This is a genomic window from Bradyrhizobium jicamae (genome assembly GCF_001440395.1).
GTDB lineage: Bacteria > Pseudomonadota > Alphaproteobacteria > Rhizobiales > Xanthobacteraceae > Bradyrhizobium > Bradyrhizobium jicamae.
This window is the reverse complement of record NZ_LLXZ01000113.1, coordinates 46,414-70,901: the sequence shown is the minus strand read 5'-3', so window position 1 is coordinate 70,901 and position 24,488 is coordinate 46,414. Positions and strand designations below refer to the sequence as shown.

The window sequence follows — 24,488 nt, the reverse complement described above, 5'->3', positions numbered from 1 at the left end:
ACAGTGCTCATTATTGCTGGCTGGCGCCGATGGCGGGGGCGAAGGCGAACTCGATGTGTGATGAGCCAATATCTCTTGCAGCATAATGATGGAAACTGGGGAACTGGTCGTCGCCCAAGCTGTGCTGCAGGCTCCCTTTCAGCTTCGTCGTCTCGTCGGATCCGAAGTTGACCGGCGGCACGGTGACGCCGGTCACGTTCCCCACGGGGTCGATGTTGCTTTGCGCGTGTCCGATACCGTCCTTTGCGACCAGGACCACGGCGCCCCCCATAGCGGGCGGGCCGAGGTCGCCGGCCAAGACTAGAGTTCCTCTTGTTTCCACTTCGGTCTTGCGTCGCGCACCGGCATGCGCGGTGCCCAGGAAGTCCTCCTTAAGCTCGCGTCCTTCTGCGTTCATTAGCGAGAGGTCGATTCCAGCGCCGTTCAGTTGTAAATGTGGCATTCGTGGTGCGCGGTACCCGGTTTTCCGCTCGGCGGCCGATGCCCCATCGACGCTTGTGCGGTAGGTTCGGTCATTATCGGTTTCCAAGCCTACAACCTGACACCGCGTAAGGTTCAAGCCCTTTCCTGGCCTGGCTGAACCGTATTTCATTCTGCCGTCAGCAAACTGAGGGTTTTCTCGCATCCTGAGGCCCACTTTTAGGCACGCGGACACACGCTGCCAATGCAGGCCGCCGGCATCGTGGAACCCTCAGCCGTCTGTCTAATTTTTGAGAACACTTGCGGCGGGAGCTGGGCGGGGTCATACGCGGCGCGATGAAGGAGCATCGCATCGCAAGAGAGTGCCCGGCCGACTTAAGTCCGCAACGGGACTTGAACGTGCGGGTGACGTGACCGGGCCCCGCGTCCCGACGTAGGAGAGCCTCGGCGCAACGCCCGGGATCGTCTACCTACCGCGGACTGTACATGCCGGCATCCGGGTCTCCGGCAATCTGTTCATCACGGCGTTGGGCACCCTGCGAATGCTTATAGGTCGGCTTCTGGAGAGGATGAACGAATACGTCTTGATCTGATCATCTTCGGCTACCTTATGTTCGCGCTCTACATGCTCAGGACCATCATTAACGACGGCTTTCGGTACATGATTGGACATTCGCTGCTCTGCTCGCCGCTACGATTGCGTTGCTGTCCCTCTGGGCCTCCGCACAAATGTTGAAGCACCTTGTGATGATTCTTTCTGAGGCAATGGAGGGCATTCAATCTCTCCGTTCAATCGCGCGTCCCGTCTGATCGGATCGTTACATTCTGAAGACGCCGTAATGTGGCGCCTCGATAGGAGCATTGAGCGAAGCACTCAGGACGATTGCCAGCGCGTTTCTGGTGTCAATGGGATCAAGAATGCCGTCGTCCCAGATCTCCGAGGTTGCGTAATAGGCGCTCGATCGCTCCCGATAGTCTTCGAGAATCGGCTCTCGAATGGCTACCAACTCCTGCTCCGGCAGGCGGCCGCCCTCGCGGGCCAGTTGTCTTGCCTTGACATGGGTGAGAACGCCCACCGCTTGCTCCGCACCCATCGCAGAAATCTGGGACTGCGGCCAGGTGAACATAAAGCGCGGATCGAAAGCCCGTCCAGCCATGGCGTACGTTCCCGCTCCGTGGGAGCCGTTGCAGACGACGGTGAACTTGGGCACCGACGCTCCAGAGACAGCCATGATCAGCTTGGCGCCGTCTTTGGTGATGCCACGCCGTTCGTATTCGCGGCCGACCATGAAACCAGTGATATTCTGCAGGAAGAGTAGGGGCGTCCGGCTCTTGTCGCACAATTGGATAAAGTGAGCGCCTTTCAGTGCACTGTCATTGACCAGCACACCGTTGTTTGCAAGAATCCCAATTTGATATCCATGAAGCTGCGCGAAACCGCACACCAGAGATTCGCCATAGCGGGGCTTGTATTCGTGGAATCGGCTGCCATCGACCAGACGGGCGATGATCTCCCGCATGTCGAACTGCACTCGAGCATCCTTTGGGATGAGGCCGTACAGTTCAGACGCATCGTAGGCGGGCGGCTCTGGAGTGGCTCGATCGATCGAGACTTTTTCTGGACGATGGAAGCGAGCGACGATGTCGCGAGCAATCGCAATCGCATGCATCTCAGAGCTTGCGATATAGTCACTTGTCCCCGACACATTGGTATGCATGTGTGCGCCGCCAAGTTCTTCGACAGATACTGTCTCGCCCGTGGCAGCTTTCACGACTGGAGGGCCACCAAGAAAGATTGCACCCGTGCCCTCAACTATAATGTTGTAGTCGCTGAGCGCCGGGACGAAAGCCCCTCCCGCGGTGCAATGGCCCATAACGATGGAGACCTGCGGCACTCCCATCTTCGAGAGGATGGATTGATTGCGGAAGATTCGACCCGCGTGGTAGCGATCCGCGAAGAATTCCGCCTGCAAAGGCAGGAATCCGCCGGCACAGTCGCACAGATGAACCACGGGTAGACGATTTTCGATCGCTACGTCCAAGGCACGCACGATCTTCTTGACAGAGAGCGGATACCAGGCCCCGCCCTTCACGCTGGCGTCATCCGCATGAATAATCACCTCGCGACCAACGACCATGCCAATGCCGACGACCTGCGCCGCGCTAGGCACCTCGCCGTCGTAAGCCTTGTTAGCGGCCAATGTCGAAAGCTCGAGGAACGGAGTTTCTGGATCGAGCAACGCCTCGATCCGATCACGAACAAATAGCTTGTTTTGCCGCCGCAGGCGCTCAAGATCCCGTTCGGGACGGCTGAAGCGGGCGGCACGCTGGCGCTCCTTCAATTCGGCAGCAAGTTGCCTGTTGTGGAGTTCATTGAGCCGAAATTCTTGCGATTTGACATCCACCGAGGAAGTGATCCGCTGCATTTCAGCGCCTTTCCTCGGAGAGCGTAACCAGCACTGCATCTCGCTCGAAGCTCTCGCCTTCATTAAAGTGAATTCGGTCGACTGCGCCGTCCTGTGGAGAGCGTATGACGGTCTCCAACTTCATGCTCTCAATCGTCATCAACTCCATGCCTGCTGAAACGGGTTGACCAGGCGAAACGTTGGTCTTAACGACGACGCCCGGCATCGGCGCGCGGGCCACGAGATGACCTGCCTCCTGGTTCGTGGAAGCGAGCGTTCGCAATGGGTCGCAGTAGCGCAAAATGCACGTCCTGCCACGGATACGCACGTGAAGCATCTCGCCGTCGATGGCATATCTGACCGGTTCGCGTTGTCCTGCAATAGTAAGTACGCCGCGACTATCGGCTTGATGTGAGAACGCGATCGGGGCAATCACCTTATCATGCAAGCGAAGACGATAGCCCTGCTGGCAGGGTGAAAGCCATAACTGAAAATCTACGCCGTCAACCTCGAAGGAGTGGTTCACGTCAGTTCCTCCAGCAACCCAGGTTTGCGTGCAGTTCGGGCACGGCATCTGCCGATTCGCGGATCGGTCTCGTCAGGAGAGCGGCAGTTGCCAGGAAGGCCGACAAGTCGGACGCAGAGTTGCCCGCAGCAATGTGCGGATTTTCATCGAGATACCCGGTATGGACATGTCCACTCAGAAATGCCTCGTCCGCAAGGATACGCCCGAGAAAGCTCGCGTTTGTCTCGCAGCCGAGAAGCACTAGCTCTGCCACCGCGCGATGGGCCTTCAGTGCAGCCTCAATGCGCGTGGGCGAGTGCACAATGATCTTTGCTATCATGGGATCGAATGCTGCCGTGATCTGCTGACCTTGCAAGATGCCACTGTCGATCCGCAGGCCGTCGCCGTCCGGGTACTCGAGCACAAGTATCTTGCCGGTCGTCGGAGCGTACCCGCGTTCCGGGGCTTCGGCACACAGCCTGACCTCGATCGCGTGTCCTTTCGACATGATATCGGATTGCGAAAATCCAAGTTCGCATCCCGCAGCGAGATAAACCTGTTCGGCAACAAGATCGATGCCGCTAACCATCTCGGTCACGGGATGCTCGACCTGCAGGCGCGTATTCATCTCGAGGAAATAGAACTCTCCCCCGCCGAAGATGAATTCGACAGTGCCCGCATTTCGATAGTTGGCGGCACGGGCGATCCCGGCGGCAGTTTCGCAGATCTGCTTGCGCAACCCCGGCGACAGCGCTGGCGAGGGCGTCTCCTCGATAATCTTCTGGAATCGTCGCTGTACCGAGCACTCCCGCTCCAAGAGGTGGACCACGTTTCCGAATGCGTCGCCGAGGACCTGCACTTCGATATGCCGCGGGTTCTCAACGTATCGTTCGACGTAAAGCCGGCCATCCCCAAAGTACCGCAATCCCTCACTGCGCGCCTGCGCAATCGCGTCGCCTAAGGTGTCAAGCTTCCGCACAATCCGCATGCCCTTGCCGCCACCGCCCGCCGAAGGTTTCACCAGTAAGGGGGCTCCAATACACCGCGCCCTGGAAACGAACGTCGCTGGATCATCTTCTTCGATCGCCGAAGGTGCGACCGAAAAGCCGTTCCGCTTGACGAAGTTGCGGGCCCGGATCTTGTCGCCCATCAGTTCAATGCTTTCCGGAGTGGGCCCGATGAACGCAATGCCGGCCTTCATCACGGCCCTAGCGAACTCCGCATTCTCCGATAGAAATCCATAACCCGGGTGGAGCGCGCCGGCGTTCGCGTTGCGGGCGGCAGCGATGATTTGCGCACTGTCGAGATAGGCCGAGATCGGCGTACGACCGCTGATGGCGATCGCCTTGTCGGCCATCAATACGGCCGGCGTCCGCGCATCGACATCATGGTAGACAATTGCGGAGCGAATTCCCAACTTGCGCAATGTCTTGATGATGCGTACGGCGATCTCGCCTCTATTGGCGATCAGGACAGTGTCAAAGGATAATTTGCGCATTCGCCTTCGTCCAAACGATTGCATGAGAACGTGAGTCCCATCATTCGTGACCGCTTGGTGTTATCCTCAATCGCCCGCGCCCGTTCACATGTCCCTTCGCCACGTGCGGCGCTACCGCACTCCAGATGAGGCTGTGAACTAGGCCGGACTGCGGCCGATCGAGGCTACCGGCTTGTTGGCAGCGACGCCTCATTTCGAGCCTGGAGTTCTCTTGGCACCATCGCGAGCGGAAATCACGTAGCGACATTGGTCACTCAAGCTTGTGAGCTTGGCTCTCAGGCAGGCAGTGATGGCGTCCGCATCCGGTATGCGGCTGCTACAAAGGCGAAATACGTCGGGTGTGCAAGCCTGTTGCTCCTCCGCTGTCGCCTGCCGATCTCGTGCGGCCGCCCGTTCGGTGCTGAGAGCTGTTGTCGTCACTAGAGCAACAATAAGAACTGTTGCACAGTGATGTCCTCTGTAGTGCCAAAACCCACCCGTGCACTGCTTTTGCTTCACTATATCCTCGCTTAGTTGGTACATTTCTGCGTTACTGCCCTTCCTGCGCGATGCGCAATATGACCTGCCTACCGGGAGCAGGCTGGATTGATTTAAAGCATCGATGGCCGAGCAGCGCTTTTTCAGGTCTGCCGACCCATCGCAGCGCTGCTTACGGCGCTCGGTTCCGCAACCGCAATGTCGACAGCGCTCGCAATCGAAACCAGGGCAACAAAAGAGGCCGGCTCGGTTGCAGCTGGGTTGCAGGAGAAATTTGACATTTTGAGCTTCCGATGTCGGGATCAGTGTTCGTGTTACCTAGCAGCCGACCGATGAGATCCAGGCCACGGACCACCTGGAACCATCGCGGCGGCTTAGAGTGGCGCTGCGATGGCCGGCCAGAGACACGCTGAAATCCCCATCAACCCCGGAGGTTCCCTCACGCGCGGTGGACCCCTGACGCTGCAATCCATTTGGCAAAGCGGACCGTTGACGGGTCCGCCTCGCACTTCCTGTGTGGCGTCAGCTTAAGCGTTTGAGACATTCGCAATTCTTATTACCTGTCAGGACGATTCTGGGGGCGACCGGAAGGCCGTCGCCACCCACTTTTGAGATCGTACAATCTGACGCCACGGACGATTCAAGCCCCTTCGAGAAACCGAAGTGTGAATATGTCCGAACTCGTACACGTACAGAAGCATATGACAGAAATCAAAAAGAGAGCCTAAGCCGGCACTGAAATCGCACTCACCTCATTTTAGAGAGGGCCTGACAGCCGCATTGATCCGTGGGCAGACGCGGGGAGGCGATCAATCGGAGAGGAGCCACGCTGCAATACATCACAGCAGCTTCCGTCGGCAGACGGTTAGGGGCCGTTCATTTGCGGGGAGGGCATTGCCGTTAGCGTTGGCTGCCAGAAGACGGATAACGTTCCAAACGAAATGTGGCGCTCCCTTTTCCTCTATCGAAAATAGGAGTCGAGAAAGTCGGCCCATCGCTCGTGCGCGACAAAGTCGATAACGTCAGTGTCTCGCTTTACGTATCCTTGTCTATAAAAATCAGTGTCCAAGTCGTATTTGCTTGCAGGAAAATATATGGCAACCCCCTTTGAGCCAGTATTCCGCGAACTAAATCCAGAAGCGTAGTTAGTTAGCACCATCCGCTTTGTGGCATCGAGTGCAGTTTGCGCGTAATCGCGCGTATCTGGGTTCGATGTGGCCTCAATATAGTGTTCCAGGAAAGACGGCAGATCGATCGAAGTGAGAGGTCCCATTCCTGCGCCATAGGGAACTAAGTGTGATCGGGCTATCTCGATGCTTATGCGCTCCGATGTTAGTACGTTGCTGATCGCGTCTGCGAACGCGCTCAGAGCCGTGGCAGCGGCTTCGACTTTGGACAAGTCGATCACAGAAAGCGTGGTCATCTGAAGATCACCGTACCGGTTCTGATACGCGGCCACGAGTTGGTTCGAGAGCTCGAGAGGCGTCATGGTTGGGTTTGCGGTCAGCAGTTTGAACGGCCTAGTATAGTCCCAGCCCTTGGCCGGCTCCAATTCCTCACTTCCGACCATAAGCGTCGAGGAGTTGCGGAAAGCGTAGGCAGTTTCGATCATCGATGTCAGGCCCGCATCGAAGCCGATCACGTCCAGTTTTCGTTTCAATTTTTGAGAGGCCGCCTCGACGCTCTGCTGTACATCGCTCATGCACAACAAAGAATTCGTGTCCTCGTCAAAGGATACGGCACGATATCCCCCGACCTGCGGGATGCTTTCCGAAGCAGCTGCCAAAGCATCGATGCTCGCGTGACTAAGGCGGCGGGTTGTTGCGATCTGCCTGATCGAGGCATCAGCCGCCATCTGGAAGCGCCAGCCATGACCATGATTCCAGATTACTAACATGTACTTTTTAGCCGGATATCTATCAACAGACCAATTGACGAAATCATTGAGTGCAACGGCCAAGTCCGACACATCCGTGGCGTTCCGCAAGTCTTCAACTGCAGCAGAAGGAACTGGCCTCTGTCCTTTTTTCACGAGAAATCTCAGAACTCCAGACCACCCTTCCGCCTCGCTCGTGTAGTGTTGCGTGGGTCTGCCCATCTCGACAACTAGATTGACCCTCGATGTGGTGCCGACGTTTGCGATGTCACGGAAACTGGCGATAGCGTCCGCCTCGAGATTATTCTTTGCATTCATAAAGACCATTATCGTCCAATCGGCAGTATGACCCATGGGTTTGGCAGCCTCGGCAGGGCAGGCCAATAGGAAGCCGATCGTCGATAATAGAGCGAAGAAGCAGTTTTTCAGGGTCTTGGTCTCAGGCATATGCGCTTTGTTGATTGTGGCTGCGTTGATGGCTCTCATCCAGGAGTTTGCAACGACCGTGCCAGCGCGGCGTCAGAGAAGAAGTGGGCGCGTTTGGAAATAGATAGTGCGCGTACGGCTCATCAGAGGGCTGTTGCAAGCCCAACGTCATTGTTACGTTTCAAACAGCCCCTCTGGGGTGACAAACATCGCAGTCGCTTGATCAGCACGCTTTAAAAGCTGATCCCAATGGAAAACGGAAACCGGTTATGATAACGGCTGGCCGCCATGAAAAGTATCCAAGCGATTGATGACTGCACGTCACGGCAACCGTCCGCCTCCGGGTCGGCTGCCCGAGTTTGGCTGGTCTCGGTGCTCTTGGCCTTGATGTTTGCGGCGGTGTCTGAAATGGTGATCACCACGCCTGCCTTGACGCGAGGCATCAAGGACAATCCACGTCCCCGACGGCCTGTGCCGTCGCGCGTTACGAAGATGACGGTTCAGCGCCCGATCGAGCATCTCGGCTTCTGGCCCGCCTGGTCGGTGCTCACCAATCCGATGTTCGGCGAAGTCAGCGACAAGACCAGCTCCGTCGGCTGCTCTTGCAACGACGCTATCTGTGACCCGGTCATGATGTGCGCGGACATTAAGAACCTGTGTACGGTGCCTCCGCCGATCGGCTCGCGCGGGCTCCCGCGCAATGTCGGCTGCGCCCCCATTTTTGAAAGCTATACGCGGTGCTCTGCGGAACCACAATCGCGGCGCTGAACAGGTGCGAGTGTCGAACATAAGACGTTGCACGCGTTCGTTAAAAAGGCCTGCAGGAATAGGCCTCGTTCGATGGATGATAGGCGATCGTTTCGATCTTTGTCGAGCGCCCAGGTCTCCATGTTGATGTACGTATGGCGATATTCGAAGGCGAGCGCAGCGTTCGCTCCCGCTTCGACTAGCTGTGCACCCTAGTAGCTTCTGTCCGTTTCTCACGGAAACTCTCAAGTCGCCGGACCATCCGTCGTGTAGTGTTCCTTGGGTACTAGAATGAGTTGTGCTGTGGTGCTGACGCCCGGAAGTGGCGATGGAGTCCACCTCGAGATTATTCTTCGCATTCATGAAAATAATCGTCGTTCAGTCATGATCAGCAGCGTTGGCTGCTTCAGCAGGGCAGGAAAGCCGATCGCCAATAGCAATCTGGCGATGTAGGAGTAGAGCATCTTGGCCGTCTTATGCATGAGCGTCTGTCGCCATCGTGATTGAAGCGGTAGGTCGACGACTCAAGAGTTCGCAACGCAGCGAGAGTGCGACGGCAGAGGAAAATGGGGCCCGTCTTGAAGAAAAGGCGTGGTCGAGCGGTACGGGCGGCCGGTTGGGACGAATTCCTAGTCTCTCATTCTGATAAAACCGGCACGACCGCCCCCCTTCTTCTTCATCGTGTGACCCCCTCGTAGCGGCGCCTCCGCCCCCCTCAACGACTAAAGCGCTAACAATCGCAGTCCTCCATGATAGCCCGGCTTTTCTCACTAGCACATCGTAGGGAAGCGATTTCGGTTCTAGGTGTCATCGGGCGCTCTCGCGGGCAGGGGGAGATTGTTCGTGATTGCCGGCGTCGCGAAAGCTGCGTGGTCGACTGTTGGCGAGCGCGGTCGGGATCTCCAACTCTCAATGAGCGATCATAAGGAATTGCGCGACGTGCAGTCGAATTGCGAGGTCGCTCGAAGTAGCCGTCTGCGTATTAATACGGAGCCAGGATGTTCTTGGCCCAGCGGTTGCATGTCCATCTACATGAAGCTGAAAAAACCATCGTACGGTCCGAAACATTGGCGACAGCGGGCGGAAGCAACGCGGACCAAAGCGGAATCGCTCGACTGTCTCAAATCCAGAGACAGGCTAATTAGGGTCGCCGAGGAGTATGATCGGCTAGCTCGGCGCGCAGAAGAATGGCTGATATTAAGGGACGATCGGGATGCAGAGTCCAGTCATTCTTGATACCAGGTAGCTCGGGCTCGGAGCGGCGAAGCTCTCCGCTGGTTCTTATCAGCCGATCTGCTCGCATGTCGGCGGCTTGCTAGTCCAAAGGAATTCGTCATCGACGTTGTAGTCCCGGACATCGGGCGACCGACCTCATCCGTTATCTTGAAACGCCGAAGCGGTAGGAGAGGAAGGTTTGGTGATTGCCGTTTAGGACACTGTGGCACCTCAAGCGGGGAGGGAGACGGATAGCGGAACTGTGTCCGGATTAGGTTGCCCGGACGCGCGCTGTCCCTTCAGATAGGAACACCCGCCACCTCATCACTGAGAGGCTGTATTGTTTATTGATCATCGGTAGCTTCCGAGCGGCACGTCGTTTGCTAGAGGTGGTTGGGGGCGACACGATCTGCTGGCCGTGCCGATACCCCCACCGGCCCGACGCACCTCTTACCCGGCAGCGTGCGTCGGGCTTTTTCATGCTTTTCAGCACGAGAGATGGACGCTAAGCCGCATCAATTGGTCTAGCCCGTATTTGGCCGTTTGTTGGGTGATCGACATAGCGGCGCGACTTCTACTCGCATTGAGGGAGTTGGGACATTACCGCGCGCGCAAAAGAATCAGCTCATTCTATAGTTCTGGAATACGAAGGTGGGGATGATTTCCCAGAGTATGGAAACGTTGTAGTCGAGTTCGAACCTCATCGGCAATTCCCGGGACAGTCAGCAGAGAGTTTCCGATCCAGATTGCAGCAGGTGCGCGGCGCCTGCTGCCGATAGAACCCCTGAGGACCCAAAGATGCAAAGCGTGGCTTAAATCTCCGTACATCGCGAGCGCGGTTGTGAATCCAAATGCGGAACAGGGGCATGCAATTGCGCCGATCTTTGAACACGGAGGGCTTTGTCCGCATTGCAGCAAGAAGAAGCGTGTCCTACTTTCGTTTGCATGCGTTGCGACGAGCGCCCGTGGCGATCCAGTCCGATGCAAGTGGATCGACAATCCGCTGAAGGCGCCGGAGAAGTCATGCGCCCTGGCAGAATCTAACCGGCACTCTGATCATCCCGTCCAGCTCGCGCTTTACTACAATGCACGAGCTGCGCGAAACTGAATGTTTGTGCCTCCGCGCCAGTACGCCCACAGCGTATCAGGGGCCGCCGGGTGTTCTGGATGCGAGGCCTAACTGCGGATCAGCGCTTTTGCCGTATTGCCTGCTGAAGGCTATTGAATAGAGCCGCCCGCTACGGACGATATTATGCTTGGCTGCCCCACTTCCGCGCCGACTGGACACGGAAATCGACGCGGCGCTCTCGATTCTGGCGACCTGCGACCGCGCGAATGCCTGGCGGTCTCGAGCATCGAGTCGCATGAGATGCGAGAAGTTGAAAATAGAACGATCTGGCTCGGCGGTTCGATGATCGATGCTCGACAGGGCTGTTTGATGGCCGACAGTCACTTGCTAGGTAATGGGCGCACTATATCGTGCTGCAATGTCGCTCTGCGGCCGGCCGGCTGGACGCATACTCTCGCGGCACATCATTTGCAGGATGATCTTGGGCATGTGCAGCCCCCATGCCCCAACCAGGCCGGGTTGTGGCCCGACGCATCTCTGTTCCACCAGAAGGTGCGTCGGGCTAATTCTTGCTGGTCGGCATCGGATAGATTGATGGCGCGAATCACACTAGAGGTTCAAGTCACAGTTCTAAGCACGGCGTGCCATTTGCGAAATTCTCCCATGTGAAGCTGCGGGAGCGTAGGGGCAGTCCGGGCGCACCAGAGTAATCGGGGGACCGGCGCTTGGGCGACGGCGTCGCGCGAGTCTGCTCTTTTTGTTGATTCGTTGTCCCGTTGCTTGGCGGCTGCTGTGCTGTGGGTTCAGACTAGGTCGCTCCGTCGATGAGCAGATGGAGTGATGCAAGGAGCAAGCAGATTCCACCGCCGTCGGCGCTCGCGCACTCCTGGCGGCAGTTGAACGATCCGCTTCAGAACTTGTTCGCTAACGTCAATATCTGGGCACCAACACGCTGGAAGTGATTTACGGCCGGCTGTTCGGGGATACGCGTTCGGCTAAGATCAAGCTCGCGCTTTCGGACGCCCGCGTCTTGAGCCAGCACAGCTATGTGGCGGTGGTCACGCCGCCAGTTTCGACCAGCAGTATGCTGCGGTTCGGTGCGATCGAGACCAACGTCCAGATCAGCGGATTGGGAGAACAATACTTTCAGGTAAAGGGCACACAGGCCGCCACAGGCATCTTCATGAGCGCCGCAAACGCACGAGCGTCGTGCAGATCTGGCAAGTTTCGGACTGCTGCCGGCGCCATCTCGCTCATAAGAACGCCCGGACGACCCAGTAGATACAGGCCCAGAGCAGCGCGCTGAGGAGGATCGGCACAACGGGCCAGAAATTCCATGTTTTCGGTGGTTGCGAAGCATCAGGACGCGATGCGCGAGCGGATTTACCACCTTCGGTCAGACGTGGTCTTGGTTTGCGCAAGTGCGTCATGCGTACCTGACTAGTCGATTCGGGCTGTGTCACAGCACAGCAAAGTTAAGATCACTAAGCCAGGCGAACGCGTTCCGGTGCCGCTAGGATCGCGATTGTCAGGCCGACGACCCTGATCGTCAGCCCAACCGTGCGATCCAGTTCTGTCCTCGAGCACGTAACCGTAGCGCTCGATGATCACGTGAGCCTTCGGCCCTTCCTGAAGATTGATGAAGCCCTGCGCCATCGTTGTCGGCGCCGCTCTTCGACTTGCGGCATCTTATTGGATCGAATTATCGCAGCGCGAGGTGGGCTCATAGGCGACCAATTGGGACATTGCGACAAGGCAGAATTCGCAATAGCCAAGCCTGACGAATTGATCGGCCCGCGTGACAATCGCGCCCTCGACGACCGCGGCCGCATGACCTCATGAACGCTGAGCGATCTCTCCGTCTCCATCGCCCCTAAGCCATAAAGTGTCGCGGCGGGATGGTAGATCGACAAGCTTGCGCTTAAATTACCGTGCCGCAGTTTTGTTCCCAAAGGACGAACGTTCCGATTGTGTAGATGCTTTCCCGTCGGCGAATCCATCTATGACGAGCATCTTTGGTCGCGCATCGTCGGCTGAGAAGATCTGAAATGGCGCGCCTGCGTGATGTGGTCGTATTGCAATTCGCGCCGAAGCTCAGGCTGTCGCGCGACCGGGTGTTCTTGATGGTTGCGGCGGTCTCCTTGGTAAGTTCGGAGAAGTTGGAGGCGACTGCGACATCGATGTCAGCCGGTTGTGCAGTTGCGACCAGCTTCAATGCCGTATTGACAAATCTCATTGTGAACTCCTGGTCAGCGGGCAGCGCGCCGCCTCTTGGCTGCTGTGGTTTTTATCTTAGCAATTGGCGTGCCGCACGAGAAAGTGCTGTAAGCATCGTTGGAAGAGAGAGCAACATTGGTGTTTGCCGCGGCGCCGGCGAAAAGGTGTAGCTCCCGTAGTTAGGTTCCCCACATCGACGTCGCTAACCGGACACGGCTCGTACCACAAGATAGAAGGCAAATCGCTCCGATCACCTCTTGCCGCCAAGCGGTCGGCACCTGCGGCGGATCGACGTCGCTCTGATAATTCAGCGTCCTTGCCACCGGCTCGCCGTCAGATCGACGGAAGAAACACGTTCGTTCGATCTTCATGTTCTTGAAGGAGGTTGGCCATACGAGCTGTGAAATGATCGACCCGCTCAGAAGGCTATCGCTTCGTAGCGCCATACGGCGCGGAGGCCCTGACATGTTCGTGTACATCTCTGCGCCAAATGGCGGGTTACACTGAGCGTCAAGTAGAAGCCAAGATCAGAACGAGTCATTGGCCGCTCGCGAAAACGTGCGGATTGGTTGGCATTCTGCTGCCGAGCCGAATCCTTGGCACCAGCGCGCCTAAGGCAGCTTCTCCTTGGCGGCGCGCTACGTCGTGCCCCTTTCAGCGACGGAATCGCCTTTGTGGAGACTGTGACTGCTTGCGATGTTATGCTTTGGGTGCCGGGCGCATCGCGGCCAACTCCATTGACACCCAGCGTCGTGGCCGACTCGTCGAGAGCGCTGGCTAAGGGCGCTTTAAGCAGAACGTCCTCACGGATGATATTCAAAACTGCGACCGACCCGCGTACGGGTGCGGCCCAGCGGGCGCATCTCGCTGGCGCTACTGGCGGTCCACGCCTTAGCGATTCCATTGAAGCTAAACGCCTTTTGTCCGCCTTGCGAATGATCTCGGACGGCGCTCAAGACTTGCTTTACCCTAAAACGCAAAGCGCCGCCCCTCGGCAAAGTTCCACAGGTGATGCGAATAATTCCGCGCTTTAAGCAGAACGTCCTCAAGGATGATATTCAAACTGCGACCGACCCGCGCACTTCGGAGGGCACCTCCGAATCCGAAACTCTCTTCCGCCGGTTCAACAGCTGCGGCGCAGCCGGGTGATGCAGCGCCGAGTGCGAGCTCTATTCGGGTTCTCAACGCAAATTCAAAGTCCCGCCACACAGATGACGCATTGGCACTGTTTCAGGCTCGGCGAGCAGCGAAAGGCAAAGGATGAACAGTACTACATCGAGACGCAGCATCGGACCGGCATGATCGCGGCCTTCGGACCCATCACTCGCCGAGCTTCGCAAGCACTTCATCAGCCATGACGCAGACTACGGAGCAAAGATCCTCAATGCGATTACCATTGAGATGGCAAATCCAGAGCAAGCTTTGACGATGTGAAAGGATCTAGCACGCCGCCACTACGCTAAACTTGTACCCATGGGTCCTTGCAAATGCGCGATGCGCAGCTGCGTTAGCTCAACGGCGCGCGTTATCTGCCGGCCGCTGTCGCCGAGTCGGTGCGCTTCGTTCGGGATCCGGGGATCTGGCACGCGACGTCTGGATCCGAGGCTCGCGGCCATCGATGAGGGACATGCCGCGTTGCTCTGGGCGGTGCTTCACTCAAGTTGAGCCGCCGCGAGTGGCGGCAAGAGGAGCTCTTCGAGCGCAGCTGTGGGGGTAGTCGAGTCCTTGCCGTCGCGAGGTAGACCGCTGTGGAACTGCGGGACGAAGCCGCGCGTAACCAGAAAAAGGGGAAAAATCTGATGCTGAAACCCAAAACCCTGCCTGAGGAATCGTTTCGTGACCAGATCGAGCAGATGCGTGCGGAGCTGACGCATTCAATGATGCAAAGAAGGAGATGGAAAGACTGTTCCGCCGGTGGGAGTGCTGAGCTTGCTCATCGGAAACAGACGCTTGGCCACGTGGGCCTACAGGCATTGGTAGCGGAGAAAGAGGAGATGATCTACATCTACGGTTTGCTTAGTGGGCTGCTCGAGCTCCAGAAGATAATGGAAGCCGAAGGACGGTACTCGGACATTGCGCAACAGCCCTCGCTGAAGGCGATAAGGAAGTCCGAGGACAACGTGATCTACGTGGATTTCAAAAGTGTCGGCGAGGCGGAGGAGGGCGCGTGAGAGCGCAAATAGGAGAAAAACTCGAGACCGGCCGCGTACGACATGGCCAGTCCGCCAGCCCGCCGGGTTCGGGTCCTCGCGGTCTCTTCTTTGTGCAAGGGCCTTGCGGCTGTAAACTCAAGATCATCGGATTTGTCCGGCCAGGGTGGGAGCATGTCTCCGTCTCGACGCCGCGGCGTTGTCCGAATTGGGAAGAGATGTGCTTCGTCAAAGACCTATTTTGGGATGAAGAGGAATGTGTGATGCAACTGCATCCGCCTCATTCGCAATACGTGAATAACAGCCGGTATTGTCTCCATCTCTGGAAACCGACCAACCAGGAGATTCCGATGCCACCGGCAAGCTTCGTAGGCGTTGTTGGACTTGGACCATCCGAAGCAGCGATGTTGTTCGCGCGGATCGGGGCGCTATCGTGACGGGCTGGATCAGCGGGGCATTCAGGCCGTTGGATCACGCCGAGAGCCGTGAAAACGATCTGTTCTATTTCGCAGGGCATCTTCTGAAGGTTCGGCCAAACCTTGGCGGACTGGGTCCATCGCTGGACACGCGCACAGCGTGAGTTGATGACAGCCAGAAGGCGAAGCAGGTATCGTCAAGCAAGCGTTCTCAAAGCGTGGCGGGACGGGTCCGCACCTATACATTGATGCAGGACCCTATCTCCCCCGGATCGACGAAAGCTCTCGCAACACACAACCTAGATCTGGCAAAAGCCTCGACTTAGTCGGGCTCTGGCCACGTCCGGTACGGGCGCGGCGCGCCACGAGTGTCAGCGCCGCATCGGCGCGGTAATGGCGAAAGCGGATGCGGGCTATAGTAGGTTCTCTCACCGCGGGTGCCTCCCCCTGGTTTGTCTGGGGTTGTCCAGCCCTCATCTGTTCATAAAATCGCGCAAGTCATGGCCGACCCGGTCGATACGCGCAGCAAAGGTTAGCCGGTCCCTTCGTTGCGGGAATGGCCCAGCGCATTGCCGAAAGGTCAGTCAACATCGAGGCATCTGGAAAGTCCGTGTCGGCCCGTTTGCGTCAATCGCCTCGCAGCCGACGACATCAGCGCCGCCAACCGAAGAATGAGAAACGCCGGCATAAGACTCAAGCCCTCGCTCGCGCGGCAGCGACGATCCCGCGCGCGAATGCGGCAAGATCGTTCAGCGAAACGAGGGTTGATCCCGACAACGCGGCCCCGTCAATCGAGAGGTGCTGCCTGGTCTCATGTAATCCATAAGTTCGGTCGACCCTCTTCATGTGATTGGACAGCGCAGCTACCGCCGCGCTCGACAGTGCCTTCACAGGCTGGCGAAACGCATTTGCCAGTGTGCGCGGTTGCCGATGGCCGGCCTCAACCAGCATCATCTCGGCGTAACTGTAAGGAGCTGTGGAGCCCTTTGTGGCCCCGGACGAGACCTTGGCAATTAGGTGAATTAGATGTTCGACCACTCTGCCGCCGATCCCAGCTTCATCTCCGACATTCGAGATAAGTAGAGGGATGTCGACAACCACGTAGCCATAGAATAGCCCCGCGGTCAGCTCTGTATCAAAAAGGTCAGCTGTTCCAGCTTCCCCGGCTTCACGCGTCAGATCGTCGACCACCTTGTCAGTCTCGGATGCCGCACCATGGACGGTGAAAGCGTGCGCGACGTGAATCGCGGCATCTGCGATAGCTTCGGGGTCGGATGTGACCACGCGACCGAAGAGCGCCGCCTCAAGCGCTGCTTCAAGAACACATCGCTGGCGAAGCGCAGCCAGATTACTCTTTTCTTTCCTGAGTAATTTTTTCACCACGTTTGCCGAGTCGTTAGCGGCTTTGCCAATCTCAATTGCTTTACCAGAAAGGTATCTAATCTCGGGTTCACCAAGCAGTAGGGCCAGGCGTTTTGATCGCTCAGAAGCCTTGTCGCCATACAGCTGTTCGGCTATCGCAGTGACCGTTGCTGTGATCACCTCCAGAGTTCCGGCACCGGCCTGTTGCATAGCGGGAAGAATGCGTTGCTCCGTCGTCTCGCGTGAACGAACAGCCATTTCTGGTCCGCTAGGCCGCAACGCCCATTCGTCGTCTACGGTTCTCCAATGCCGCTTCAGACACTGCGAGGACACACGCGTGCGAATTGCATCGCCGAATGGCACCCGTTTAGCCAAACCGCTATCGTCCCGGTTGAGCAGCGTTGCTGGATAAGATGTGAGCCAGTGAATTTGCAGGAAACGGGGCGCGAGCATGACAAAACTTCTATGGTCCGGGCGTTGTGTTGTTCGTTGGTGTAATTGCTCACCTTGTTTGCGACCTCCTACTCATTTTTCGAGCAAACCCATGCGAACAACCAGAAATTGCACGTCGGGCGGTCCGCACCGAGCCGGTCTCGTTAGCACAATTAGCAAGAGTTCCATTAGAAGGGGTCGCCAGAAGTTTAGATAAGGAAACGCTTCGGCATCACGAGTGAGGCGGCGCGCAAACATCCCAGAATGAAGCCCCTCGCGCGGCGAGAAACATTGACAAGCGCAACTCGCTCGCGCCTGTATCGTCCATAGCCCGTCCGAGGCCCCAGGACCTCAGGCCATCCGCCCGCAGTGCCATGATGGCTGTGATCGCCGCTAATCGACGGAGCATGTTCTCGACATGAGTCCTGACCAACGCGGAGTAGAGCGCCGAGAGCGAGAAATTCGCTTGTCCTGTACGGGGCGTCGCCGTGAAAATCGGTTCTTCTAGACAGTTCAGAGACATGAAGCACAAGGATCAGGAGGATTATGGAGAAATGGCACAACTTTGCAGCACCGCTAAGCTGCAGAAATTGTTTGTCGAGTCTATTGCCGCATTGCTTGACTGTCGCGGGCAGTTCGTCTCGTGTTTCGAAAGCGTACAATCTGACGCTACGTGCGATTCAAGCCCCTTCGAGAACTCATCTCATTAATATGTCCAAACATCCAAGCTTTAGGAGCAAGGATGATGCAAAAGTTGCAGGGAGAGCACCGCTTTTCCTCAGACCCTGGCGCAAGCCAAACAAGCTCACGGCTCTGAACAATTCCGTATTCTCGTCTAGATCGAAAATCGATGGAAAAGTTGTGATGCGCGACAGCTGCAACGCGGCTGATCACGCAAGGCGGAACGAGTTCGACGTACTCGACCGCAATCACCCAGGTGCGTTCACGCTCACGGGCCGCCGAGACTCAGCAAGGGGTAGTTTCCACGTTCAAAATGGGCTGCCCTGTTGCAACCGCAGTTACAAAAAGCAAGTAGATGTGGGAGCAGACTCGTGGGCTCATCGGCCGATTACAGGTCGCACGGCTCGCATCGCCGAAACCATCATGGCCGGTGGCTAACCACCGCACCCATAGGCAGGAACCACGGATGTAAGCGATCCGACCAAACCTCAAGGAGCACTCTTACGCCACGGGACCGTTTACATGTGAGCTCCGGTCCAAGACGACCGCTGCTGCATTACACTCAATTCGAGATCGCGGAAGATGGTGTAGTTGTGCCAGATCCACTGATGCAGCTCGCTGGACGAATCTTTCTCCTGGCGCAGATAGCCGGTGAAGGAGAAACTCGGTCGGTTGATATACATCTTCAGAAAGACCGGCAGCGCGGCGAAACGGAGCACGCGGCCGCGGTCCATCGCTTCCGGCAATTCGCGTGGCAGCACGAATTCATTGTGGACGGTGATTAGCGCCCGCGGCGGAATCTGCCGCCGCAGCATCTCATAGCTGCGCGCGGAGACGCGGTCGGTGTCGGCGACGTAAAGGATGACCGGCGCGACGCGGCGGCGCAGCGCCTCCTTCATGAAGCCGATCTCCTCGCACATTTTGAAGAACTCGTCGAAGGCATGGAAGCCAAGATCGATCACCTTGGCCAACCCGTCATTGAGGATCAGCGGGTCCATCAGCCGCATCTTGCCGTAGGTGTCGATCACGTCTGCGGTCTCGGTGATGTTGGGCAGATAATCGAGCAGCGACGGCTCCTTCAGGTTGATATCGAAGGAGAGCACCGTACCGTGTTTCAAGAGCAAAAACTCGCTCAACAGCCGCGCGATCAGGGTTCTGCCGACCTGCGGGCGGGGAGAGCAGATGATGTAGACGGGCGTGGCCGACATCGCCAGTTATACCAGGCGAGTTATGTGCATAATCCAGCTTTGCATATGAGCGAACGAGCGGCTATTTTTCGCCGCTGCGCGTCACTGACTTGGCGCCGACCAAGTCTGTCAGCTGGATACGGTCGTATTCGTTCCAGACGTTGGCCAGCCAGTGCCGGACATAGCCGCGCAGCACGAACGAGTAGTTCGTGGCGTCATCGTGTTGGCCCTTGTTGGCGACGAAATTGAGGAACGGGACGGAAGCGACCTCGACCTGCTCGTAGGCCATTTCGTTCAGCTTCGGGATGGTCAGCTCGGTGGCGTGCTTGATGCGGTGGAAATAGGAGTTGTAGGTCGACTGGTCCCACTGGAAGAACTGGGTGTCGTTGATGAAGTTCTTCACCAGGAAGTATTTCGCACCGCTCATGAAACTCGAGGTCTCGGCAATCTCGTCCAGCGACGCAATCGAGGACCCCAGAATATGGAACACGGCAAAAGTGGTTTGGCCGGACCGCGCGTCATCCAAGAATCCAATGTCGCGGAGCGATGCCAGCGCGCGCGACAGCAAGCCTGCGCGGACGTCGATCACAGTGACGGATACCCCTGAGTTCAGCGTGTCGAATATCTTCATCTGGTCCGCAGTCGTCGTCATGTCGACGATCTCGGTGATCTCAGGGTGGAAGCGCTTGAGCGTCCCGCGCGGTGATTCTGTGTCGAATGCACGAGTCTGCACGTTGTTGGCGCTGAAGTAGTCGAGAAGAGTCCGAGATACTGTCGTCTTGCCGACCCCGCCCTTGTCCGCGCCTACTACAATCACAACCGGCTTTACCATGAAATTTCCTTCGCACACGCTAACCCCGATCGCGACGCGCGATCAGTAAGTCGCGAACCCTGCTTTCGAGACAAACATGGCAGAAGAAGGGACAATCGGATTCTTGAGACGTTACCAACGCGATTGGTGGGGACATTCTTAACATCTCCATCAGGACGTATGGCGAAATGACTATGCATGACCAGTTGCTACTGGCGGTGCTCCACGACAGGTTTGCAATAATCCGGAAGAGCAGTTCGGCGCTGACCGCGTTCGGTGATGACCATAGCGATCGCCATCAGTTGTACATCGCCGTTGCGAATGTGGATGGGAAATTAAGTGACTTGAATCTTACCTAGCGTCAGGTTGTAGCCTAGCAAAACGAAGACCATAGCTATACGACGCAAGCGTCTATGGCTCATTGGAAAATCAGATTCGAGCAGCATGACTTGCCAATGCGGGTTGATGACTGATCATCCAGGTACAGCCTGTGCCGAGACGTAACGTTTGATGGAGCCGGAGAGTGTAAGCGAGGAGAAAGAAATGCAGCCGCGAGTTTACGCTCCAGGGCTCGTGAGGCTCGCGATTTTCAACAGGGGGCGGCTGCCAGTGCGCTGAGGCATTCAGCGCAATAGCAGGTCAAAAGCGGGCGAGTCACGAAGGTAAATGCGCGTCACGCAAATCTCGTCGTTGCGGTCACACGAGCTTGCATCTCTGATGGTCGAGCACGATTTGTCGTGTCGAGCAACCGACAAGGCGTACGTCGTGAGGTGCGCGTGTACTGGTGTGTAATGCGGCCTGGATGTATCAGCGGATTGAGAGTTGCGTCGGAAAAGTGCTCAGACGTGATGGCTCGTCGCGGGCATGACCAGAAAGTGGAAAGGCGTACGAAGTGGCAGGCGGAACTGACCGATAGCCGCCTCGGGATTTAGCGGCCACCTCAGCCGTCTGGTCCCTATACCTAGCCAGCCTTGCTGCCTTCACCGCGTCCGTTTTCAGCAAACGGCGGCAATGAGCTGACCGCTGGCCGCTCGAAATTGCTTCGCTTCTACCGAAGGCGCATTGCCTTCAGAACTGGCAATCGGACGATCTTGGGGAAGTATTAGGCGACCGCCCCAAGCTCTTCACTTATATCAATCGATCCGACTGCTCACCGCTGATGTTGTTGTATCTTGAGATTATCCAACAACTTCGAGCCCTCACTGAACGATCTCGACCAGGATCGTTCTGCCAAGTCCAGATAGCTTTTCAGCAACTCGGAGGGAGTTTTGACCTCGGCAATGACTTTCAGAAAATTGGCCTGATCGTGCAAAAAGGAAGCAGTCAATCTCAATCCGTCTTTCAAAGCCGCCGCGAAGAGGTTTGTCGTTGCTTCGATCGACTTCTGCCATTCTGGAAACACAAATGAGCCGCGCGCGGCTGGCGTCGACTCTTTAGTGTGCTCGGCGGCGCCGCCGAGCACAGCGGCCGATGCCTGGGCCACTTGCGGCCCTTGTTGTGTACGGCGTTTCTCGTCTTCGGATACACTCGATGCCATTGGAGGTTTCCTCTCTGAAGGACTGTAAAGTTGTGATTGGTTTCGCGGCTCAGCTCCCATGAACCTTCAGAGGGTAACACGATCTCCAATGTGTGATACCTACCTCTTTTGGTAGCTTCAATTGCAAGGACGGACCTCACGACGGCATACAACGTGAGCATGCAAGCGCGCATCGTTCAAGTCGATGCTCGCGAACCGGCACTGCATCATTCCCGCCGAAGGCGTTTATGAATGGCGGGAAGAAGACGGCGCAAAACAGCCATGTTTGTTCGCACGCAACGACGGCAAGCCGCTCATGTTCGCCGGAATTTGGGATTGGTCCGAAGTCAAAGGCGACTGTCCCGTCGTTTGCGATCCCTACTGACGTGCCCAATGAATTGGTCGCGCCGTACCATGACCGCATGCCGGTCGTGGTGGACGATCCGGAGAACTGGCTGGATCCTGACACCTCCCTGGACGATGCCGATCCGCTGCCACCCGAGGCATTCGTTGTGCGCGTCGTGAATCGGGCGGTGAACCAGGTCGGCGAGAAAGACCTCAATACGATCGGGCCAAAGACTAGTAGTCTAACACTCCGATCCTGATCAGCCTCTGTCGTGAGGTCGGCTTGGAAATATCATTCGCAAGTAGACGTTGGATGTCGGTGCGAGAGGTCATTCGACGCTTTGTGTGTCGTATTAAGCCGTGTCCATTTGAGGACGTCTACGTTCGGAGCTCGACACGAAGGCGCGAGTGTTCCGCCGGCGCGACGCGAAGCACATGGTTTTTACGTCTCTTGAGAGAAGCCTCCTTGTGGCACGCCGATTGCTCATGATTGTGAAACGAGGCGAGAGTACGGAATACATGGTGCCCAGCCAATGTTCCCTGATGCTGCAACTCGCCGAATATATGAGGCGGTGTATGGACGTAGAGCCCCAGAGGAACACGGATGAAGCTCGGACTGTTTTATGAACACCAGTTGCCGCGGCCTTGGGAAGACGGTAGCGAGCGAAAATTGTTCAGTGATGCGCTGGAGCAAATCGAACTCGCCGATCGTCTTGGGTTTGACCACATGTGGGAGGTCGAGCATCATTTCCTGGAGGAATACTCCCACTCCTCGGCACCCGAGGTGTTTCTGGGTGCCGTTTCCCAGCGTACAAAGAATATCCGCATTGGTCACGGCGTTTGTCTTTCCCCGCCGAACTACAACCATCCGACGCGCGTCGCTGAGCGCCTCGCGACGCTCGATGTGATCTCTGGGGGCCGCGTCGACTGGGGGACCGGAGAATCCGCGTCGCTAATCGAGATGTATGGCTTTGGGATCGAGCCTGAACAGAAGAGTGCCATGTGGCGGGAAGGCGTCGAGCAGACCGCCAACATGATGACGATGCGGCCGTATCCGGGGTACGAGGGGAAATTCTTCAAAATGCCGACCCGCAACGTCGTGCCAAAGCCGAGCCAGAAGCCTCATCCACCGATCTGGATGGCGTGTTCCCGGCGCGACAGCATTTTGCGTGCTGCGCGTCACGGGGTAGGGGCTCTGGTTTTTGGCTTTGTGGAAGCGTCCCAAGCGAAAGTCTGGCGCGACGAGTATTATCAGATTATTAAGTCCGATGAGTGCGTGCCCATAGGCCATTCGGTGAACGCCAACATCGCTACGCTCAACGGTATGATGGTTCATGAGAACGCCGAAGAAGCCATGCGACGAGCGCTCGATGGTTTTAAGTTCTTCGGCTATTCGATCGCGCATTACGCAGTGTATGGCGAACACCGTCCTGGGCGTACGAATTTGTGGCGGCGCTTTCAAGCGATCAAGGACGACATGAAGAAGACGCCAGGTTCGGGCAGCATAGGACGGCCTCAGAGTGTTTGCGAGCATCTCATGGGGTATGCCGATGTCGGTATCGACCAGATGATCTTCATCCAGCAGTGCGGCATGAATAAACACGAACATATCTGCGAGGCACTCGAGCTCTTCGCCAAGGAGGTCATGCCTGCACTCAAGGAACGTGAAGACGAACGCGTCAAACGTAAAGAAGAAGAGCTGGCACCTTACGTAGAGGCGGCACTTGCCCGCAAGGTCTCGATGCCCGAGCTGAGCGAGCCAGACATCCCGACCATCGAGGCGATCGGGATTGCGCTCGAGCGTTGCACAAGTAAGGACTACGCCTCGGTGGGTGGCGCCTACGCGGATCTCACCCGTGGAGGCGCAATTCCGATGGCTTCACGCGAGACGTTCGCCAAGTCGGCCAAGATCGACTGACAGGGGAGGCTACGATGGAACACGGCCGAGTTCATGGGCGTGCAGCGTTCGTTGCCGGCGACGGCCGAGGAATTGGCCGCGCGATCGCCAAAGCTTTCGCGCGCGAAGGCGCGCTTGGAATACTCAGCCTTGTGACCGATAGCCGAGGCTGCTGGTCGTGCCATTATCGCGGTCGGGCGAAGGCGCAGCAGCACTCAGCAGCAATGTAGCTGCGCGTAGCCGCGGGCATATCGCTGGGCGCGCGCCTCGTCGTGCGAAAGCGAGGTACTTGCAGATGCAAGATTAGAATAGGAATACGTCCTTCGAATACTCAGTCATCCGAAGTGGCAGCTAACCATTGCAACCTAAGCATCGGAAATTCGATGAAAATATCGCAAGCGTTCAAGTTCGAGGCGGCGCACAGGCTCCCGAATCTGCCGCCCACACACAAGTGCAGCCGCGTGCACGGGCATTCCTATAGGGTTGAGGTGCAACTCGATGGGCGCTTGGATCCGGTCACCGGGTTCGTCGTAGACTTTTCTGACTTAGAGGAGGCCTTTCTCGGAATCATAAAGGCACTAGATCATCGATGCCTAAACGAAGTCGAGGGATTAGAGAACCCTACGGCCGAAAACATTGTCGTTTGGATCTGGGAAAGATTGAAGCGCAAGCTTCATCAAATGTCGTCCGTTCGCGTCTACGAAACCTCTGATTGTTGGGCTGAATATGATGGACGATGATAGAAAGTCCCGGCTTTCGCGTCGTAGTCGCTCGGGGGACGCCTCCTAAACATGGCAGGCGAGGTCGCAATGAAAATCGTATTCATGCTGGCCCCA

16 protein-coding genes and 1 pseudogene are annotated in these 24,488 nt (G+C 57.0%); 6 read left to right on the top strand and 11 right to left on the bottom strand.

The genetic code is table 11. The features are described 5' to 3' along the window. Positions 1-10: 10 nt before the first annotated feature. From CQ12_RS18405 to CQ12_RS18385, 5 genes are all read right to left on the bottom strand, one after another. Entirely contained in the window at positions 11-529 is a 519-nt protein-coding gene (locus CQ12_RS18405; RefSeq protein ID WP_157088308.1) for a hypothetical protein, read from the bottom strand. A 709-nt stretch (positions 530-1,238) separates the two neighbouring features. Beyond that, positions 1,239-2,846 carry an acyl-CoA carboxylase subunit beta gene (locus CQ12_RS18400; RefSeq protein WP_057836719.1) on the bottom strand — a complete coding sequence of 536 codons (1,608 nt, stop codon included), beginning with the start codon at positions 2,844-2,846 and terminating at the stop codon, positions 1,239-1,241. Position 2,847: 1 nt separating this feature from the next. After that, positions 2,848-3,351 (bottom strand): acyl-CoA carboxylase biotin carboxyl carrier protein subunit, encoded by a 504-nt coding sequence (locus tag CQ12_RS18395; protein WP_057836718.1) that lies wholly within the window; start codon positions 3,349-3,351, stop codon positions 2,848-2,850. Between the two features lies 1 nt (position 3,352). Then, positions 3,353-4,828 carry an acetyl-CoA carboxylase biotin carboxylase subunit gene (locus CQ12_RS18390; protein WP_057836717.1) on the bottom strand — a complete coding sequence of 492 codons (1,476 nt, stop codon included), beginning with the start codon at positions 4,826-4,828 and terminating at the stop codon, positions 3,353-3,355. Between the two features lie 1,438 nt (positions 4,829-6,266). Beyond that, positions 6,267-7,667 (bottom strand): clostripain-related cysteine peptidase, encoded by a 1,401-nt coding sequence (locus CQ12_RS18385; RefSeq protein ID WP_057836716.1) that lies wholly within the window; start codon positions 7,665-7,667, stop codon positions 6,267-6,269. Positions 7,668-7,895: 228 nt separating this feature from the next. Between CQ12_RS18385 and CQ12_RS18380 the strand changes: the two genes are divergently transcribed. Next, positions 7,896-8,375 carry a hypothetical protein gene (locus CQ12_RS18380; protein ID WP_157088307.1) on the top strand — a complete coding sequence of 160 codons (480 nt, stop codon included), beginning with the start codon at positions 7,896-7,898 and terminating at the stop codon, positions 8,373-8,375. A 338-nt stretch (positions 8,376-8,713) separates the two neighbouring features. Here the strand turns inward: CQ12_RS18380 and CQ12_RS47265 are convergent, their stop codons facing one another. Next, positions 8,714-8,836 (bottom strand): hypothetical protein, encoded by a 123-nt coding sequence (locus CQ12_RS47265; protein WP_283807387.1) that lies wholly within the window; start codon positions 8,834-8,836, stop codon positions 8,714-8,716. A gap of 3,723 nt (positions 8,837-12,559) precedes the next feature. Beyond that, complete coding sequence (locus CQ12_RS43910; protein ID WP_157088306.1) at positions 12,560-12,874, bottom strand: hypothetical protein; 315 nt, start codon at positions 12,872-12,874, stop codon at positions 12,560-12,562. A gap of 1,780 nt (positions 12,875-14,654) precedes the next feature. Between CQ12_RS43910 and CQ12_RS18370 the strand changes: the two genes are divergently transcribed. Both CQ12_RS18370 and CQ12_RS47720 read left to right on the top strand, forming a co-directional pair. Next, complete coding sequence (locus CQ12_RS18370) at positions 14,655-15,026, top strand: hypothetical protein (RefSeq protein ID WP_157088305.1); 372 nt, start codon at positions 14,655-14,657, stop codon at positions 15,024-15,026. Next, positions 15,023-15,442 carry a DUF7694 domain-containing protein gene (locus CQ12_RS47720; protein ID WP_157088304.1) on the top strand — a complete coding sequence of 140 codons (420 nt, stop codon included), beginning with the start codon at positions 15,023-15,025 and terminating at the stop codon, positions 15,440-15,442. Before CQ12_RS18370 ends, CQ12_RS47720 begins: the two co-directional genes overlap by 4 nt. Positions 15,443-16,114: 672 nt before the next feature. Here the strand turns inward: CQ12_RS47720 and cas7e are convergent. From cas7e to CQ12_RS18345, 4 genes are all read right to left on the bottom strand, one after another. Further along, complete coding sequence (cas7e, locus tag CQ12_RS18365) at positions 16,115-17,236, bottom strand: type I-E CRISPR-associated protein Cas7/Cse4/CasC (protein WP_057836712.1); 1,122 nt, start codon at positions 17,234-17,236, stop codon at positions 16,115-16,117. A 1,178-nt stretch (positions 17,237-18,414) separates the two neighbouring features. Then, positions 18,415-19,104, bottom strand: a complete 690-nt coding sequence (locus tag CQ12_RS18355; RefSeq protein ID WP_057836710.1) for a hypothetical protein — start codon at positions 19,102-19,104, stop codon at positions 18,415-18,417. A gap of 61 nt (positions 19,105-19,165) precedes the next feature. Next, on the bottom strand, positions 19,166-19,915 hold the full coding sequence (locus CQ12_RS18350; protein WP_057836709.1) for a P-loop NTPase family protein: 750 nt from the start codon (positions 19,913-19,915) through the stop codon (positions 19,166-19,168). A 1,129-nt stretch (positions 19,916-21,044) separates the two neighbouring features. Next, complete coding sequence (locus tag CQ12_RS18345; RefSeq protein ID WP_057836708.1) at positions 21,045-21,431, bottom strand: hypothetical protein; 387 nt, start codon at positions 21,429-21,431, stop codon at positions 21,045-21,047. A 184-nt stretch (positions 21,432-21,615) separates the two neighbouring features. Between CQ12_RS18345 and CQ12_RS46425 the strand changes: the two are divergent. The 3 genes and pseudogenes from CQ12_RS46425 to queD all read left to right on the top strand — a co-directional run bounded on the left by CQ12_RS46425 (position 21,616) and on the right by queD (position 24,392). Then, positions 21,616-22,015: pseudogene (locus CQ12_RS46425) on the top strand (SOS response-associated peptidase). Between the two features lie 344 nt (positions 22,016-22,359). Next, positions 22,360-23,673 (top strand): LLM class flavin-dependent oxidoreductase, encoded by a 1,314-nt coding sequence (locus CQ12_RS18330; RefSeq protein WP_063799769.1) that lies wholly within the window; start codon positions 22,360-22,362, stop codon positions 23,671-23,673. Positions 23,674-24,035: 362 nt separating this feature from the next. Then, positions 24,036-24,392, top strand: a complete 357-nt coding sequence (queD, locus tag CQ12_RS18325; protein WP_057836705.1) for a 6-carboxytetrahydropterin synthase QueD — start codon at positions 24,036-24,038, stop codon at positions 24,390-24,392. Positions 24,393-24,488: the final 96 nt, after the last annotated feature.

Coding starts and splice junctions, on each gene's coding strand:
- CQ12_RS18345 (WP_057836708.1), bottom strand. CDS start 21,431: ATGGCATCGAGTGTATCCGAAGACGAGAAACGCCGTACACAACAAGGG.
- CQ12_RS43910 (WP_157088306.1), bottom strand. CDS start 12,874: ATGAGATTTGTCAATACGGCATTGAAGCTGGTCGCAACTGCACAACCG.
- CQ12_RS18385 (WP_057836716.1), bottom strand. CDS start 7,667: ATGAGAGCCATCAACGCAGCCACAATCAACAAAGCGCATATGCCTGAG.
- CQ12_RS18355 (WP_057836710.1), bottom strand. CDS start 19,104: ATGTCGGCCACGCCCGTCTACATCATCTGCTCTCCCCGCCCGCAGGTC.
- CQ12_RS18350 (WP_057836709.1), bottom strand. CDS start 19,915: ATGGTAAAGCCGGTTGTGATTGTAGTAGGCGCGGACAAGGGCGGGGTC.
- CQ12_RS47265 (WP_283807387.1), bottom strand. CDS start 8,836: ATGCATAAGACGGCCAAGATGCTCTACTCCTACATCGCCAGATTGCTA.
- CQ12_RS18400 (WP_057836719.1), bottom strand. CDS start 2,846: ATGCAGCGGATCACTTCCTCGGTGGATGTCAAATCGCAAGAATTTCGG.
- CQ12_RS18370 (WP_157088305.1), top strand. CDS start 14,655: ATGCTGAAACCCAAAACCCTGCCTGAGGAATCGTTTCGTGACCAGATC.
- queD (WP_057836705.1), top strand. CDS start 24,036: ATGAAAATATCGCAAGCGTTCAAGTTCGAGGCGGCGCACAGGCTCCCG.
- CQ12_RS18330 (WP_063799769.1), top strand. CDS start 22,360: ATGAAGCTCGGACTGTTTTATGAACACCAGTTGCCGCGGCCTTGGGAA.
- CQ12_RS18390 (WP_057836717.1), bottom strand. CDS start 4,828: ATGCGCAAATTATCCTTTGACACTGTCCTGATCGCCAATAGAGGCGAG.
- CQ12_RS18380 (WP_157088307.1), top strand. CDS start 7,896: ATGAAAAGTATCCAAGCGATTGATGACTGCACGTCACGGCAACCGTCC.
- cas7e (WP_057836712.1), bottom strand. CDS start 17,236: ATGCTCGCGCCCCGTTTCCTGCAAATTCACTGGCTCACATCTTATCCA.